Below are 16,255 nucleotides of genomic sequence, written 5' to 3'. Positions count from 1 at the left end.
ATGGGAAGAGAGAAGAGAAGAAAGAAGAAAGGATGGGATGAATAATGGCTGAGATGAAAATGCCGCGGGCGATGATTGCGGCGCCCGGGAGCGGAAGTGGGAAAACGATGATCACCTGCGGACTTTTGGAGCTTTTACGCAGGGCTGGCCGTCCGCTATCCTTTAAATGCGGGCCTGATTATATCGATCCCATGTTTCATCGATTTGTCCTGAATATTCCATCCAGAAATCTGGATACCTTTTTTACAGCGCCGGATCGGACAAGAAGTCTGATGGGGAAGGCCTGTATGAAAGAGGGGGCGGATCTGGCTGTCATCGAAGGAGTTATGGGATATTATGACGGACTTGGCGGTGTTTCTGTCAGAGGCAGCAGCTATGAACTGTCCGTGCAGACCGGGACGCCGGTGATCCTTGTGGTCAATGGCCGGGGGATGAGTCTTTCAATCGCGGCATTGATTCGGGGATTTATGGACATGTATCCGGATCAGATGATTCGCGGGGTGATTCTGAACCGTGTATCAAAGGGTGTCTGTGAGCGCCTGACACCTATTATTGAAGAAAAACTGGGTATAGCTGTTATTGGGTATGTGCCCGAAACAGAGGTGATCTGTTTTCCAAGCCGTCATTTGGGATTGATGATGCCGGAGGAAATTGTGTCCCTTCGGGAACAAATTCAGAAATTTGCAAGTTTGTTGGAAGAAACATTGGATATTAGAAAGTTAAAGACGATTGCAGAGGCAGCAGAGCCCTTGAATTGGAAGGAAGATCCAATGCATGTTCAGCGGCTGGAAGATGTGGGTTCGGGCAAATTGCGTATTGGTGTGGCCATGGATGCGGCATTTTGCTTTTACTATGAAGATAATCTGGATTTCCTGCGGGAACTTGGTGCAGAGATTGTTTATTTTTCCCCTTTGACAGATGCCGCTCTGCCGGAGAATCTGTCGGGACTCTATATGGGTGGCGGATATCCGGAACTTCACGGAGAGCAGCTGTCACAGAATGCATCTATGAAACAATCTATTCGGGAGGCTGTTGAGGGCGGTATGCCGTGTTTGGCAGAGTGCGGGGCTTTTATGTATCTTCATGAGGCGATGGAAGATGCGGATGGAAGGTTCTGGCCGATGGTGGGACTGGTGCCGGGGAAGGCTGTTAAGAAGGGACGTCTGGTACGTTTTGGTTATGCCGTTCTGACATCTGAAACAGACACGATTCTGGGACCGAAAGGGCTGCAGATGCCGGTACATGAATTTCATTATTGGGATACGACCTGTGAAGAAGGCTGCTTTGAAGCCCATAAGCCGTTGACAGAACGCAGATGGCATTGCATGTATCAGAAGAAACAGCTGCTGGCAGGATTTCCGCATTTTTATTTTCAGGCCGATGAGGAAATGGCCCTTTATTATGTAGAAGCATGCAGAAATTATGCCGATGGTTATCTATGAGAACAGGAAATGAGGAACGAAAAGTGGAAGATATAAAATTTTTAAAAGCACAATTGAATCAACAGTTATTTATGATCAGCCAGCCAAACGAGAAAGTGATGGAAGCGGCATGGCAGCGATGGGACAGCATCGGCAAACCATTAAGAAGTCTTGGGGCACTGGAACGTGCGGTTGTGAAAATGGCAGGTATGGAGAATACGGTGAATGTCAAAATGGACAAACGTGCCATCGTCGTATTGTGCGGCGATCATGGTGTTGTGAAGGAAGGGGTGACCCAGACAGACAGCAGTGTGACAAAGATTGTGGCGGATAATATTGCCTCAGGCAAGGCGAGTATTAACATTATGGCAGGAAAAGCCGGAGCAGATGTATTCCCTGTAGATGTGGGAATGATGGGTGAACATTATCCGAATAAAGAATTTCAACCGATGGTCATGTGTGACCGCAAAGTAGCCCAGGGAACGGGCGATATTGCTGTGGAACCGGCCATGACTCAGGAACAGTGTCTTCGGGCGATTCTGGCAGGCATTGAAGTTGTGGCCGATCTTTCCACACAGGGGTATGAGATGATCGGCATGGGAGAAATGGGGATCGGCAATACCACACCAAGCAGTGCCCTGGTGTCAGTCCTTTTGAATCTTCCGGCGGAGGAAGTGACAGGACGTGGGGCAGGATTGTCGGATGTATCCTACAATAAAAAAGTTGCTGTTATCGAACAGGCGGTGAAGCGTTATTGGAAAGCAACAGAGGATTCTGAAATCCCAGATGGCCCGTTTTTCAAAATAGATGCGGCGGTTGAACTGATGTCACATCTGGGCGGCTATGAAATCGCAGCCATGGCCGGTATGTGTCTGGGCGGTGCTGTCTTTGGTGTACCGATTGTACTGGACGGCTATATTTCCGTGGCAGGTGCCCTGTGTGCTTCTTTGATCAATGCAGACTGCACGGCATACCTTCTGGCATCTCACATTTCAGCGGAACCGGCAGCATGGAAAGTACTGAGAAATCTGCATCTTGAACCGGTGATCCAGGCAGGAATGTGTCTGGGGGAAGGAACCGGTGCGGCTGCAGCCATGGTTTTATATGATATGGGGCTTGCGGTATATCGTCAGATGGAGACTTTTGATGATATTCATGTGGAACCGTATGAAAACTACGCAAAAAGACAGGCGGATGAGTAAATGATATTACTGGTAACAGGCGGAAGCGCCAGCGGCAAATCAGAATATGCGGAAAACAGAGCGCTGCAGCTGGCCAAAACAGAGCAGAAAAAGCTGATTTATCTGGCGGCAATGAAGCCCTTTGGAGAGGAAGCAACAAAAAGAATTGAGCGGCACCGGCAATTGAGGGCAGGAAAAGGTTTTGAAACAGTGGAACGTTATACAGATATTGAAGGTCTTTGCAGGGATGAAAGTTTGGAGGCGGAAATTTTCAGACAGAAGGCAAAGGATGCGGTGGTACTGTTGGAATGTATGTCTAATCTGGCGGCCAACGAGATGTTTTCCGGCAGTGACAGCAATGCGGATTGTACCGGAGAGTTCGAGCGTATGGATACCAGCAGGGTCAAAGACAGAATTCTGAGAGGTATAGATGCTTTGACTGAAGTGTCTGATCATTTGGTCATTGTCAGCATCAACGTCTTTGAAGAGGGCATGCAGCAGTATGATGCATGGACCCGGGCTTATATGCAGTGTCTTGGAGAATTGAATCAGGCATTGACAAGGAAAGCAGATACGGCGGTTGAGGTTGTTTACTCGATCCCTGTTCTTTATAAGGAGGGCTTGACATGCAATCTTTAATTATTGCATTTGCCATGTATTCGAAGATACCAATGCCACGGGCAGACTGGAATGACAAAAATATGCGCTATGCCTTTTGTTGGTTTCCGGTGATCGGTCTGGTGATCGGCCTGGTGGAGCTGGCTGTTTTTTACATTTTGACAAAATGGCAGGCGGGATCTGTTTTCAGAGGCGTTTGCCTGATGGCGGTGCCTTTATTGGTGACAGGCGGCATTCATCTGGATGGATTTATGGATACAACGGATGCCAGAAGTTCTTATGGAGACAGGGAGAAAAAGCTGGCAATTTTAAAGGATTCCCATGTGGGGGCCTTTGCGGTGATCGGTTGCAGCTTTTATCTGATTTTGTCGGCCGGGGCCTGGAGTGAAATAGATGCAAAGGGAATTGTTGTGATGGCGATGGCTTTTGTTCTGGAACGGGCATTCAGCGGATTAGCGGCGGTTAACTTCAAAGGCGCACGCAAAGACGGAATGCTGACCGCTTTCAGAGAACCGGCCAGGAAAAGGACAGTTACTGTGGTGTTGGCGGCGGAGGCTGTTATTTCGGCAATTGTGATGTGTTATCTCTGGCTTCCGGTGGGACTGTTATGTAGTCTGGGAGCCGTTTTGACATTTGTTTATTATTATAAAATGACGATGAAGGAATTCGGCGGCACAACCGGAGATCTGGCAGGATGGTTTCTGCAGACCTGTGAACTGGTGATGCTGATGCTGACTGTTGTTGGAAAAATGATTTTGGCATAATATAGTCAATACAAGAGGAGAAAGATATGATATTTGTAACAGGCGGCTGTTTTCAGGGAAAACAGCAGTGGGTGCTTCAAAATTGTCAGGTGCAGCCATTCCGGGTGGCAGATGGGGCAGTCTGCAGTATGGAAGCAATCAAAAGTGCCGGTGTACTGGATCATTTTCATTTGCTGGTGCGCCGTTGGATGCAGGCAGGCAAAATACCGGCGGATGAGACGGAAAAGATTCTGTCAGATAATCCGGATATTGTGATCATCACGGATGAAATCGGCAGCGGGATTGTGCCTTTGGATGTAAAAGAACGTGAATGGCGGGAAGTACACGGCAGAATCTGCTGTCAGCTGGCAGGAAGAGCCGATGCTGTTTTTCGCGTCATCGCCGGCATCGGGCAAAAAATAAAGTGAGGCAGCAGGGATAAATGAAGATAAAAATATGGCTGATCCGGCATGGCATGACAGCAGGCAATAGGCAGCAGCGCTATGTGGGAACAACAGATGAGCTGCTCTGTGAAGAAGGACGACAGCAAATAATATTGAAAAGGCAGTTGATAAAGTCGGATCAGGATATTCAGAATGTTTATGTCAGTCCGATGCTCAGATGCCGGGAAACGGCCGAAATTCTGTTTCCGGCGGTCAGTCAGATAACAGAAGCGGGTTTTCGGGAGTGCAGTTTCGGAGAATTTGAATACAGAAATTATCAGGAACTCAATGGGCATCCGGATTATCAGGCATGGATAGACAGCGGCGGCACCATTGGTTTCCCCGGCGGTGAAGATCAAAAAGCCTTTTGCGACAGAGTACAGACTGCTTTTGAAGCATGTATCAGGGATGATGTGATGCCAAAAGCTCGTAATTGGGGACAGACATATGCAGGTCAAAATGCCGCAGAAAAAGAATTTACGACAGCCATGGTTGTCCATGGCGGGACCATCATGGCCATTCTTTCTAAATGGGCAATGCCGCATCAGGATTATTTTCATTGGCAGGTCAAAAACGGCTGCGGATATCTGGTTTGTCTGGATACAGATGAATGGCTGGCGGAAAAAGGCACTTTGTCTGTGATTGAGAAGTTTTAATGGCTGTGGAAAAGGCAGGTTTTTAAAGTGAAGATTTGTTAAAAGGAGAAAATGTATGCATGGCATCATTGTTTTGGTGGGAGGTTTTTTGCTGGATTGTCTTTTAGGTGATCCGCATAATCCATGGCATCCCATTTGTCTGATCGGCTATCTGATCAGTTTTCTGGAAAAGAAAATACGGAAACTTTTTTCCAAGCAGCCCAAAGGTGAATTTTACGGTGGACTTGTGATGGTTGCTTTAGTTTTATTCATATCTACAGCCGTTCCGATAGTGCTTCTGAAAGCTGCGAAGTGGATACATCCGTATCTGGCACTTGTGCTTGAAATTATCATGTGTTATCAGCTGTTGGCGGCCCGGTCTTTGAGAGATGAGAGTATGAAGGTGTATCATGCACTTCATCAGCATGATATTGAAGGAGCAAGAAAGGCTGTGTCGATGATCGTCGGCCGGGATACACAGCGGCTGGATGCAGCAGGCATTGCAAAAGCAGCTGTTGAAACAGTCGCTGAGAATGCCTCTGATGGGGTGATCGCACCGATGATTTTTATAGCTATTGGCGGTGTTCCACTCGGCTTTTTCTATAAAGCAGTGAATACAATGGACTCCATGGTGGGGTATAAAAATGAGAAATATCTTTATTTCGGCCGGGCGGCAGCAAAGCTGGATGATGTGATGAATTATGTGCCTTCAAGAATTTCCGGGCTTTTGATGGTTGCATCTGCTGCATTGACCGGCGGTGATGCCAAAAGGGCATGGCACATCTTTTGCCGTGACAGGTATAATCATGCCAGCCCGAATTCTGCGCAGACAGAGGCGGCTTGTGCCGGGGCACTTGGCCTTCAGCTGGCGGGAGACGCATGGTATTTTGGCGAGCGCTATCATAAACCGACGATTGGAGATGCGGTGAGAGAGATTGAAGATGCGGATATCATCAGAGCTAATTGTCTGATGTATGGTGCAGCCGTGTTATGTCTTGTGATCTGTGTGATCATTCGCTATTTGCTGGTGGGATAGTGTACAGCAGGAAGAAGACAGAAACTTTCGGATGAGGTATGAGCGCGTGGATGCAGGCGAAAGATTGATCAGAAAGCCGATAATGGCGGCAGGAACAGGAGAAGAAACGATGGCAAAAGTTATCATGGTACAGGGCACCATGTCCAATGCGGGAAAGAGTCTGCTTGTGGCTGGATTATGCCGTATTTTCAGGCAGGACGGATACAGGGTGGCTCCATTTAAATCTCAGAATATGGCCCTGAATTCATTTATCACAACAGAAGGTCTGGAGATGGGAAGAGCCCAGGTGATGCAGGCGGAGGCGGCAGGCATCGAACCGTCGGTCAGGATGAATCCGATTCTTCTGAAACCTACATCAGATGTGGGGTCTCAGGTGATCGTCAACGGTGAAGTGCGTCAGAATATGCGGGCAGCGGAATATTTTAAATATAAAAAGTCACTGATACCGGATATTATGGCGGCGTACAATTCGCTGGCAGCAGAGAATGATATTATCGTGGTGGAAGGTGCAGGAAGTCCGGCAGAGATCAACCTAAAATCCGAGGACATTGTGAATATGGGATTGGCCAAAATGCTGAAAGCACCGGTATTGCTTGCAGGAGATATTGACAGAGGTGGTGTATTTGCACAGCTTGTGGGTACCATGATGCTGCTTGAAAAGGAAGAACAGCAGATGGTCAAAGGCCTGATCATCAATAAATTCCGGGGAGATAAGCGTATTTTGGATCCGGGGATCGAGATGTTGAAAGATTATACGCCAGTGCCGGTTGTAGGGGTTGTACCGTATATGCATGTGGATATTGACGATGAAGACAGCCTGGCAGACCGTCTGGACAAACATACCGAAAAAGGATTGATTGATATAGCGGTGATCCGTGTGCCGAGAATGTCGAATTTTACGGACTTCAATGCACTGGAACGCATGCAGGGCGTAACACTGCGTTATGTGGAAAAGGTGCAGCAGCTCGGCCGTCCGGATCTGATCCTGCTTCCGGGTACCAAGAATACCATGGGGGATCTGAAGTGGCTGCGTATGAACGGTCTGGAGGCTTCGGTTTTGAAATTGGCAGCGGAAGGTACGCTGGTGATGGGCATTTGCGGCGGTTATCAGATGCTTGGTCTGACGCTGGAAGACCCGGATGGCGTGGAGGAAGGCGGCAGCATGCGCGGCATGGAATTGCTGCCGGTACATACGGTGTTTGAGAAGGCAAAGACGAGAACCAGAGTTTCCGGAAAGACGGGAACATTACATGGACCGTGGCAGTTGTTATCCGGCACGGCTTTTGAAGGCTATGAGATTCATATGGGTGAGACAACCTATGAACCTGGGGGCACTGTATTTTCTGCAATAGCAGAAACAGTCGGTACGCAGCATGTTGATGAAGCGATGGCTAACGGCTGCCAGTATCAGAATGCGGCCGGCAGCTATGTGCATGGCCTTTTTGACTCTGTGGAGATGCAGAAAGCACTGCTTAGGCTGCTTTGTCAGAAGAAAGGGCTGCCGGAGGAAGCGGTATCCTGGATTGATGAGAAAGTCTATAAAGAGCAGCAGTATGACAAACTGGCAGAAGGACTCAGGGAGAATATGGATATGGCAAAGATTTATCAGATATTGGAGGAGGGACTGGCATGAAGATAGAACTTGAGAATGTATTGCCGGCAGAGATTGAGAAGCGCAGTTTTGAGATCATCACAGAAGAACTGGGAGACCGGGTATTTGATCCGCTTCAGGAGCCGATTATTAAGCGGGCCATTCATACCAGTGCGGATTTTGAATATGCTGATTCGCTGTGCTTTTCTGAGCATGCGGTGGAGAAAGCGTTGGATGCGCTACGCAAAGGGGCTTATATTGTGACTGATACACAGATGGGGAAATCAGGCATCAACAAGAAAGTGATGGCAGAATTTGGCGGCGAGGTCTGCTGTTTTATGTCGGATCCGGATGTGGCAGAGACAGCCAAAAAGAACGGTACAACCCGGGCCGTAGCCAGTATGGAAAAGGCCGCAAAGCTTGACAGGCCGTTGGTTTTTGCCATCGGCAATGCGCCGACAGCCTTGATCCAGCTCTATGAGATGATTCAGGAGGGCCGTATCCGACCGGAACTGATCATTGGTGTGCCTGTAGGCTTTGTCAATGTGGTACAGGCAAAAGAACTGATTATGACGGCGGGTGTACCGTATATTGTTGCAAGGGGCAGAAAGGGCGGAAGCAATATTGCCGCCGCCATCTGCAATGCGCTTTTATATATGCTGGACAGTTCCAGAGGACAGCGCTAAAAGAATAAAAATCAATCGTAAGGGGTCGCTTTTGGCGGCCTCTTTTCTTCGAGAAAACTGCCCCGCATGACGGCCTTGCTGCCATATTTCTGCCGGATGCTGTCCAGGGCCTGATCCAGCTTTTCCTGCTTGTCATTCCGGACATAATCAAAGAGATTCATCTGACGAACCTGGCAGTCACTGAGCTTGGAAGTACGGATGCCGAGAAGCCGTACGGGGGTACCGTTCCAGAGTTCATGAAAAAGCTGCCCGGCAGCTTCATAGATGACCTGTGTGGCCTGGGAAGGTGAGAGAAGCTGCATTTGATGAGAAACATTCTCAAATGTGTTGTAGCGGATTTCAACGCTGACCATACCGGCCAGAAAACCGGCTTTGCGCAGTCGGCCGGCAACGGATTCTGACAGTTCCAGCAGCACTTTGCGGGCGGCTTCTTCTGTGGTCACGTCTGCTGACAGGGTTGTGGAATTGCCGATGCCTTTGTTGGAGGTATCCGTTTTGGTCCGCTCGTCAATGTGGACAGATTCGATACCGTTGGCGTATTCCCAGATGGTACGGCCATGACTTTTCAGATGGGCTTCTATGAGTGCCGGATCCATTTTGGCCAGATCGCCGATGGTTTTGATACCCAGCAGTTCCAGTTTTGCAGCGGAAGCGTGGCCGACCATGAAGAGATCCCTGACTGGAAGAGGCCACATTTTCACTGGGACTTCTTCGGGGAAAAGGGTGTGAACTTTGTCCGGTTTTTCAAAATCAGAAGCCATCTTTGCCAGCAGGCGGTTGGTGGAGATGCCGATATTCACAGTGAAGCCCAATCTGTCACGAATTGTATCTTTGATCATATGGGCTGCCCTGACAGGGTCCCCGTTATCTCCGGGGATCGGGACATATTCGGCAAAACATTCATCAATACTGTACTGACTGATGGCGGAAGTATAATGATGCAGCAGATCAAGCAGCTGACGGCTGCACTGGCTGTAGTAATGATGTTCCGGCGGTACAATGGTCAGATTGGCACATTTTCTCAGGGCATCGGTGATCGGTTCTCCGGTGCGGATGCCGTATCTGGCTGCAGCTATGGATTTGGCCAGGACAACGCCATGCCGTTTGGACATATCACCGCCTACAATAGCCGGAATCTTCCGGAGATCTGTTTCACTGCCGTCACGGAGCAGTTTGATGGCTGTCCAGCTTAAATAGGCGCTGTTCACATCTATATGAAAAATAATTTTTTTCATGATAATTTTCACCTTTTTTCCACAATTATAGGGTATGTTATACGTAAGATATAAGATGCTTTTGATAAAGTTGATATTTATCTTTATTATATAGGAATAAAGATTGTCCGTCCACGACATTTTTACGTTGAGATTTTGTACGGCCGGTGTTAGAATGGTGGTTGTTGTAATAAATGCTGTATACACATGCATGCATCGAATTTGAATTTTATAGATTGGGAGAAAGACTTTAATGAAAAATATTGTTTTTATAGGTATGCCGGGGGCTGGAAAGAGTACCATCGGCGTGGTAATCGCCAAGATTTTCGGATACGATTTTGTGGATTCGGATCTTCTGATCCAGAATCAGGAGGGAGATATTCTGGAACATTTGATTGAGAAGCATGGAATTGAAGGCTTTTTACAGATTGAAAACCAAGTGAACAGAGATATTAATGTGAAGAAAACGGTTATTTCAACAGGAGGCAGTGTCTGCTATTGCGATGAAGCCCTGAAACATATGTCAGAGCATGGCGTTATTGTTTATATCAAAACAGATTATGAATCATTGCATCAGCGCTTGGGCGACCTTCATCAGAGAGGTGTTGTGATTCGAAACGGATCGACACTTTTGGATTTATATAATGAAAGAACGCCTCTTTATGAAAAGTATGCAGATGTCGTTGCAGATGTCAGCGGATGTCGGATTGAAAAGGCCATTGATAAGATAAAAAATTTACTGAAAGCCTGTGCCAAATTATATGAAGAATAGAATATCAAAAAAGAGACATAACAGTTACAGAAAGAGGGAGAGAAATTTCAGAGATTGGCCAAAGAATCCGCATTTTTACGGTGCGCTGGCGATGCTTCTGCCGTTGACGGCGATACTGATCGCTTATATTGCCATGGGCGTTTTCCCTTTCGGCAATCAGGCAACGATGATCATTGACTCTTATCATCAGTATGTACCGTTTTTCTCTGAATTTCATGATAAGATCTGGCATGGTGAAAGTTTCCTTTATTCATGGCACGGCAGTCTGGGATTTAATTTTATAGCGGTTCAGGCTTATTATCTGGCAAGTCCGCTGAATTTTCTGATTGCCTTGTTCCCGGCCTCGATGATGATAGAGGCCTTTGAGACGCTGATCGTGCTGAAGATCTGTCTGTCAGGATGGACGGCTTATCGCTATCTGCGGAGAAGAACCGGAAGAAATGATTATTCGACGGTTGTGTTTGCATCGTTTTATGCCCTTGGTGGATTCAGCATCGCTTATAACTGGAATGTGATGTGGCTGGACAGCATTGTCCTGTTTCCGATCATTCTTATGGGTGTTGAGAAGCTGATCAATGACAGAGACGGTCGGATGTATGCAGTCAGTATGGGACTTGCTATTTTCTGCAATTACTATATGGCCATTATGATCTGCATTTTTGTTGTTTTGTACTTTTTTGTTATCTGGTTTTCCAGAAAGCGAGAAGGCATCAGACAGTTTCTCAGAAGCGGTATTCATTTTGTGCTGTGCTCTGTGTTGGCGGGCGGAATGGCGGCCATTTATCTTTTTCCGACGTATTATACATTGATCAACAGTTCCCAGGGATCGGCCCCGACAAGCTTTAAGATCTACAGGAATTTCCTGGAGATTTTTCGTCAGCAGTTTGCACTGGTTGAACCGACGCAGCTGACAGGGGCGCCGAATATATACTGTGGCGTTCTGCTTGTGATGCTGGTTGTTTTTTATGCGGTTTCCAAAACGATTCCATTAAGGGAAAAGATCGGACGTCTTTTTGTAACAGGATTTGTTCTGGTGAGTCTGAATATTAATGTGCTTGATTATGTATGGCACGGATTCCATTTCCCGAATAACCTGCCCGGCAGATTCTCTTTTATTTATATTTTCATGGTGGTTGTTATGGCCTACGATGCATGGCAGTCACTGCGGCTGACGAATAAGAAGGTTTTCCTTGGGATTTTTGCGGCAGAAGCGGTGCTATTTGGTGTATGTCTCTGGTATCCGAAGGATCGTCTGCCCCTTTACAGTATGATTGTGACAGGGGTGCTGATGGCACTTTACATGATCCTGCTGATCGCCCATCGGAGACATGCTTCATTGACGATTAAAGGCATTAAGGTCCTGCCAAAGTATCTGTGTCTGATGGTACTGACAGTGGAAGTGGCGGGCAATGCTATTTTTGGCCTGTGTATGAACGGAACCACCAACCGGACGAACTATACAGAGGACAGGCAGGAGGTTGCAGATATCCGCAGCCGCTACGAGGCAAAAGATACTTTTTACAGAATGGAACTGGAACAGATCAGAGGCAGGGATGATGTCACATGGCATCATCTGAATGGTCTTTCATTCTTCTCATCAACAGCGGATGATCGTGAGGAGAAGTTGATGGGAGCTCTCGGTTTTTACAACAGCGGCAATAAATACAGCTATAAAGGGGCAACGCCTCTGACAGATGCGATGTTTGGTATCCGTTATATTATCAGCAATGATGAAATATGGGCGTCGAATCTGTCATTATGTGAGCAGACAGAGAATAAGTATATTTATGAGAACCAACAGAATCTTGCTCTTGGTTACATGGTGAATCCGGGGGTTACCCAGTGGAAGATCGTGGAAGGGGATCCTTTTGTCACCCAGAATGATTTTGTGAGAATGGCAACGGATACTCAGGGAGCGATGTTTATCCCGCTTGAAACGGGAGAGCCGCAGGTGACAGATGGCATGTTGACCAGTACCGGTGAGGATAAATATTATTATGAGCGGCATGGCAGCGGCGGAAGCCTGACCTGGCAGCTGACTTTCACGGAGCAGCAGGATGTGTATATTTATTTTGAGGCCAGTCATTGTGAGAAGCTGAAGGTGACGATTGACGGAAAGACGGAGACCTATTCTGATAAGCGGGGACATATTGTGCATCTTGGGCAGTGTGATGCAGGGAAGGTTGTGACATTGGATTTTCCGATGGACAGCGAATATGAAACAGGCAACGTGAAACTGCAGATGTATGCCCTCAATCAGGATATTTTCGATTCGGCCTATGCCCAGCTGGCGGATGAACAGCTGCAGGTGACAAATTACGACAGCACCCACGTCAATGGACGTATTCAGGTGAATCAGGATGGTATGATGCTGCTGTCGATTCCTTATGACGAAGGCTGGCATATCTATGTGGATGGTGAAGAAACAGAGATACAGCCGGTGGGTGAAGCGATGACAGGATGCTGGATGACAGCAGGCGAACATCAGATTACGATGCGGTACACACCACAGGGATTTGTGGAAGGAGCCGCGATCAGTGTTATTTCACTACTGATACTTGTGTTGGGAATTGCTGGAAAAGCAGGTCTTTTCAGCAGACATCATAGGAAAATGTAACAAATTCTTAACAAATTTTTATAAAAAGATAAAAAGCGATTTACAAACAGAGAGTTTGTGATATAATCATTTTGAGGAAAAATCAGTATAGGGATTTTTTGTCGATTTTTATTAGGAATAATAGTTGATCAGCGAGTGATGTATTGCATGATTCGCTGATTTTCGGATATTGAATCAGATAGATGAGAACAACGCAATATAATTTGAGGTGCAATATGGAACAGTATTTAATAAAAGGCGGGAATCCGTTGGTTGGCGAAGTAGAGATTGGCGGAGCAAAGAATTCGGCCCTTGGTATTTTGGCAGCAGCGATCATGTGTGATGAGACTGTGACAATTCGGAACTTGCCGGATGTGAATGATATCAATGTTTTCCTGAATGCGGTTATATCCATTGGTGCGGAAGTCCGTTATCCGAATCCGAAGGATCGTCATACAGTTACAATTAACGGCTGTGGTATTCGTACACACGAAGTAGACAATGACTATATCAGAAAGATCAGAGCGTCCTATTATCTGATTGGCGCTCTTCTCGGCAAGTACAGGGAAGCCGGTGTGGCGCTGCCTGGCGGATGCAATATCGGCAGCAGACCGATCGACCAGCATCAGAAGGGATTCAAGGCCCTGGGTGCGAAGGTATGGATTGACAGAGGCATGATCTTTACTTCTGCTGATGAGTTAAACGGCAAGCATATTTATCTTGACGTGGTCAGTGTGGGTGCAACCATCAATATTATGCTGGCAGCATCCAGAGCCAAAGGCATGACCATCATTGAGAATGCAGCGAAGGAACCGCATGTTGTTGATGTGGCGCAGTTCCTGAATCAGATGGGGGCCAACATCAAGGGTGCCGGAACAGATATGATCAAGATTATCGGCGTAGATCGTTTCAGAGCAGCTGATCATGAGATTATCCCGGATCAGATTGAAGCGGGTACATTTATGTGTGCAGCTGTTGCAACAAAGGGTGATGTGACGATCAAGCATGTTATTCCGAAGCATCTGGAATCTATCTCAGCGAAGCTGATCGAGATGGGGGCAGAGATTGAAGAACTGGATGATGCCGTACGTGTTGTAGCGACCAAGAGACTCAGCCCGACAACGGTGAAGACAATGCCTTATCCGGGATTCCCGACAGATATGCAGTCTCAGATTGCGGTATGTCTTTCTCTTGCTGACGGCACAAGCCTTGTTACAGAGAAGATTTTCGAGAACAGATTTAAGTATACAGACGAGCTGACCAAGATGGGTGCCAATATCAAGGTTGAAGGCAATACAGCTTTCATTACAGGTGTTGATAAGTATACAGGTGCAGTTGTTGTTGCACCGGATCTTCGGGCAGGTGCAGCACTTGTTATTGCCGGACTGGCAGCAGAAGGCTGTACATGTGTTGAGCAAATCCAGTATATCCAGAGAGGTTATGAGAACTTTGAAGAGAAGATCCGAAGCCTGGGCGGTATTATTGAACGCGTGGACGTAGAAGACCGTACAGATCGTGACCGTATGATGCGCAAGATGAGTCTTGCAGCTTATTAATTATCACTGAATGAGTGGGAATCTCTCATTGTCGTATGGATGACAATGAGGGATTTTTTCTGTAGGAGAGGGATCGGGCTACAAATCGTTGGAATTGTAGTGCTCCATCGCTTGACTTTAAACTTATTTTCATGTATGCTATGTAAGCAATCAACACATTAAATAGTCAACTGATTAATTAAATAGTAGTTTTCTCTTATTCAGAGCAATGGAGACCAAGGATCTGTGATATTGCGGCAACCCCCATGAGGAAGGTGCCAACCTGAGCGAGTAACATCGAACAATAAGAGGATTTGATCGTATCAAGTCCGCTTTGAGCGGATTTTTTTTTGCCATGGACAGCAGTGTTTGGTGCCAAGGGCAGAACCAATGACGATTAAATAGCAATAAGAGAAATAGTAACTGTGAAGAGAATGCGCAGTTATGAGAGATACTAATTCGACAAGGAGGACATAATGGAAAAGTTATTATTCACATCTGAATCTGTAACAGAAGGCCATCCGGATAAGATTTGTGACCAGATTTCCGATGCAATTCTTGATGCAATGTTAGAGCAGGATCCAATGAGCCGTGTCGCATGTGAGACATGTACAACAACAGGTCTTGTTATGGTTATGGGTGAGATCACCAGCAATGCGAAGGTAGATATCCAGAACATTGTCAGAGACACAGTCAGAGAAATTGGTTATACAAGAGGTAAATACGGCTTTGATGCTGACACATGTGCAGTTATGGTGGCACTTGACAAACAGTCTACAGATATTGCCATGGGTGTTGATAAGGCCCTTGAAGCCAAAGAGCATACCATGTCTGAAGAAGAAATCGCAGCTATCGGTGCTGGTGACCAGGGTATGATGTTTGGTTTTGCAACCAATGAAACAGAAGAATATATGCCATATCCGATCGCACTGGCTCACAAGCTGGCGCGTCAGCTGACAAAGGTTCGTAAAGATGGTACACTGCCTTACCTCAGACCGGACGGCAAGACACAGGTTACGGTTGAATATGATGAGAAAGGCAAGGCGGTTCGTCTGGATGCTGTTGTCCTTTCAACACAGCATGATCCTGAAGTAACACAGGAACAGATTCATGAAGATATCAAGAAGTATGTTTTTGATGTAATTCTTCCAGCAGAGATGGTCGATGAGCATACAAAGTTCTTCATCAACCCAACAGGCCGTTTTGTTATCGGCGGACCTCACGGTGACAGTGGTCTGACAGGCCGTAAGATCATTGTAGATACATACGGTGGTTACGCTCGCCACGGCGGCGGTGCTTTCTCCGGTAAGGACTGCACAAAGGTTGACCGTTCTGCTGCTTACGCTGCACGTTATGTTGCCAAGAACCTGGTAGCAGCAGGTATTGCAGATAAGTGTGAGATTCAGTTATCTTATGCCATCGGTGTAGCGAATCCGACATCGATTATGGTTGATACGTTTGGCACAGGCAAGTTATCCAACAGCCGTATTGTTGAGATTATCAGAGACAACTTTGACCTTCGTCCTGCAGGCATCATCCGTATGCTTGATCTGAGAAGACCAATTTATAAACAGACAGCCGCTTATGGTCATTTTGGCCGCAACGATCTGGATCTGCCTTGGGAGAAACTGGACAAGGTAGATACATTAAAGGCTTATCTTTAGGTTACGCGAATAATGAAGCAGGCCCATGTATGGGCTTACGTATACAAACGCAGACTATTTTCGATGATGAAAATAGTTCTGCGTTTATCTTTATCTCTTTTTCATAAAAAATTTTATTAT

The 16,255-nt window shown here is 46.8% G+C and carries 14 protein-coding genes and 1 riboswitch; of the genes, 13 read left to right on the top strand and 1 reads right to left on the bottom strand.

Annotated features, from left to right (window positions below):
• Window positions 1–44: 44 nt before the first annotated feature.
• The 9 genes from NBH03_RS00480 to NBH03_RS00440 all read left to right on the top strand — a co-directional run bounded on the left by NBH03_RS00480 (window position 45) and on the right by NBH03_RS00440 (window position 8,354).
• On the top strand, window positions 45–1,442 hold the full coding sequence (locus NBH03_RS00480) for a cobyrinic acid a,c-diamide synthase CobB (RefSeq protein ID WP_250795594.1): 1,398 nt from the start codon (window positions 45–47) through the stop codon (window positions 1,440–1,442).
• 23 nt (window positions 1,443–1,465) lie between these two features.
• Window positions 1,466–2,623: a nicotinate-nucleotide--dimethylbenzimidazole phosphoribosyltransferase gene (gene cobT, locus NBH03_RS00475; RefSeq protein WP_250795588.1), complete on the top strand. Its 1,158-nt coding sequence runs from the start codon at window positions 1,466–1,468 to the stop codon at window positions 2,621–2,623.
• Window positions 2,624–3,241 (top strand): bifunctional adenosylcobinamide kinase/adenosylcobinamide-phosphate guanylyltransferase, encoded by a 618-nt coding sequence (locus NBH03_RS00470; RefSeq protein WP_250795583.1) that lies wholly within the window; start codon window positions 2,624–2,626, stop codon window positions 3,239–3,241.
• Window positions 3,229–3,984 carry an adenosylcobinamide-GDP ribazoletransferase gene (locus NBH03_RS00465; RefSeq protein WP_250795578.1) on the top strand — a complete coding sequence of 252 codons (756 nt, stop codon included), beginning with the start codon at window positions 3,229–3,231 and terminating at the stop codon, window positions 3,982–3,984. The genes NBH03_RS00470 and NBH03_RS00465 overlap by 13 nt, the downstream gene beginning before the upstream one ends.
• A 26-nt stretch (window positions 3,985–4,010) precedes the next feature.
• Window positions 4,011–4,391 carry a bifunctional adenosylcobinamide kinase/adenosylcobinamide-phosphate guanylyltransferase gene (locus NBH03_RS00460; protein WP_015513566.1) on the top strand — a complete coding sequence of 127 codons (381 nt, stop codon included), beginning with the start codon at window positions 4,011–4,013 and terminating at the stop codon, window positions 4,389–4,391.
• 14 nt (window positions 4,392–4,405) lie between these two features.
• On the top strand, window positions 4,406–5,062 hold the full coding sequence (locus NBH03_RS00455) for a histidine phosphatase family protein (RefSeq protein ID WP_250795571.1): 657 nt from the start codon (window positions 4,406–4,408) through the stop codon (window positions 5,060–5,062).
• Window positions 5,063–5,117: 55 nt separating this feature from the next.
• Window positions 5,118–6,077, top strand: coding sequence for an adenosylcobinamide-phosphate synthase CbiB (gene cbiB / locus NBH03_RS00450; RefSeq protein WP_250795568.1), 960 nt, complete (start codon window positions 5,118–5,120; stop codon window positions 6,075–6,077).
• A gap of 109 nt (window positions 6,078–6,186) precedes the next feature.
• Window positions 6,187–7,710: a cobyric acid synthase gene (locus NBH03_RS00445; RefSeq protein ID WP_117540004.1), complete on the top strand. Its 1,524-nt coding sequence runs from the start codon at window positions 6,187–6,189 to the stop codon at window positions 7,708–7,710.
• On the top strand, window positions 7,707–8,354 hold the full coding sequence (locus tag NBH03_RS00440; protein ID WP_117539883.1) for a precorrin-8X methylmutase: 648 nt from the start codon (window positions 7,707–7,709) through the stop codon (window positions 8,352–8,354). The genes NBH03_RS00445 and NBH03_RS00440 overlap by 4 nt, the downstream gene beginning before the upstream one ends.
• An 11-nt stretch (window positions 8,355–8,365) precedes the next feature.
• Here the strand turns inward: NBH03_RS00440 and NBH03_RS00435 are convergent, their stop codons facing one another.
• A complete protein-coding gene (locus NBH03_RS00435) occupies window positions 8,366–9,589 on the bottom strand; it encodes a Y-family DNA polymerase (RefSeq protein WP_117539885.1) in 1,224 nt (407 codons plus the stop codon).
• Between the two features lie 232 nt (window positions 9,590–9,821).
• Between NBH03_RS00435 and NBH03_RS00430 the strand changes: the two genes are divergently transcribed.
• From NBH03_RS00430 to metK, 4 genes are all read left to right on the top strand, one after another.
• A complete protein-coding gene (locus NBH03_RS00430) occupies window positions 9,822–10,340 on the top strand; it encodes a shikimate kinase (protein WP_215689659.1) in 519 nt (172 codons plus the stop codon).
• Entirely contained in the window at window positions 10,330–12,957 is a 2,628-nt protein-coding gene (locus NBH03_RS00425) for a YfhO family protein (protein ID WP_250795559.1), read from the top strand. The genes NBH03_RS00430 and NBH03_RS00425 overlap by 11 nt, the downstream gene beginning before the upstream one ends.
• A 215-nt stretch (window positions 12,958–13,172) precedes the next feature.
• Entirely contained in the window at window positions 13,173–14,492 is a 1,320-nt protein-coding gene (gene murA, locus NBH03_RS00420; RefSeq protein WP_015513574.1) for a UDP-N-acetylglucosamine 1-carboxyvinyltransferase, read from the top strand.
• Window positions 14,493–14,685: 193 nt separating this feature from the next.
• Window positions 14,686–14,782, top strand: a riboswitch (SAM riboswitch).
• Between the two features lie 165 nt (window positions 14,783–14,947).
• A complete protein-coding gene (gene metK, locus NBH03_RS00415) occupies window positions 14,948–16,135 on the top strand; it encodes a methionine adenosyltransferase (RefSeq protein ID WP_215689661.1) in 1,188 nt (395 codons plus the stop codon).
• The last annotated feature ends 120 nt before the right edge of the window (window positions 16,136–16,255 follow it).

The sequence above is a fragment of the Coprococcus intestinalis genome (genome assembly GCF_023656595.1).
GTDB classification, from domain to species: domain Bacteria; phylum Bacillota; class Clostridia; order Lachnospirales; family Lachnospiraceae; genus Coprococcus_A; species Coprococcus_A intestinihominis.
Note: the sequence above shows the minus strand (reverse complement) of the source record. Positions and strands in the feature narration are given on the sequence as shown.

Excerpts from the sequence above, each read along its gene's own strand:
- NBH03_RS00480 (WP_250795594.1), top strand. The coding sequence starts at position 45 with ATGGCTGAGATGAAAATGCCGCGGGCGATGATTGCGGCGCCCGGGAGC.
- NBH03_RS00470 (WP_250795583.1), top strand. The coding sequence starts at position 2,624 with ATGATATTACTGGTAACAGGCGGAAGCGCCAGCGGCAAATCAGAATAT.
- NBH03_RS00465 (WP_250795578.1), top strand. The coding sequence starts at position 3,229 with ATGCAATCTTTAATTATTGCATTTGCCATGTATTCGAAGATACCAATG.
- NBH03_RS00460 (WP_015513566.1), top strand. The coding sequence starts at position 4,011 with ATGATATTTGTAACAGGCGGCTGTTTTCAGGGAAAACAGCAGTGGGTG.
- NBH03_RS00455 (WP_250795571.1), top strand. The coding sequence starts at position 4,406 with ATGAAGATAAAAATATGGCTGATCCGGCATGGCATGACAGCAGGCAAT.
- cbiB (WP_250795568.1), top strand. The coding sequence starts at position 5,118 with ATGCATGGCATCATTGTTTTGGTGGGAGGTTTTTTGCTGGATTGTCTT.
- NBH03_RS00445 (WP_117540004.1), top strand. The coding sequence starts at position 6,187 with ATGGCAAAAGTTATCATGGTACAGGGCACCATGTCCAATGCGGGAAAG.
- NBH03_RS00440 (WP_117539883.1), top strand. The coding sequence starts at position 7,707 with ATGAAGATAGAACTTGAGAATGTATTGCCGGCAGAGATTGAGAAGCGC.
- NBH03_RS00435 (WP_117539885.1), bottom strand. The coding sequence starts at position 9,589 with ATGAAAAAAATTATTTTTCATATAGATGTGAACAGCGCCTATTTAAGC.
- NBH03_RS00430 (WP_215689659.1), top strand. The coding sequence starts at position 9,822 with ATGAAAAATATTGTTTTTATAGGTATGCCGGGGGCTGGAAAGAGTACC.
- NBH03_RS00425 (WP_250795559.1), top strand. The coding sequence starts at position 10,330 with ATGAAGAATAGAATATCAAAAAAGAGACATAACAGTTACAGAAAGAGG.
- murA (WP_015513574.1), top strand. The coding sequence starts at position 13,173 with ATGGAACAGTATTTAATAAAAGGCGGGAATCCGTTGGTTGGCGAAGTA.
- metK (WP_215689661.1), top strand. The coding sequence starts at position 14,948 with ATGGAAAAGTTATTATTCACATCTGAATCTGTAACAGAAGGCCATCCG.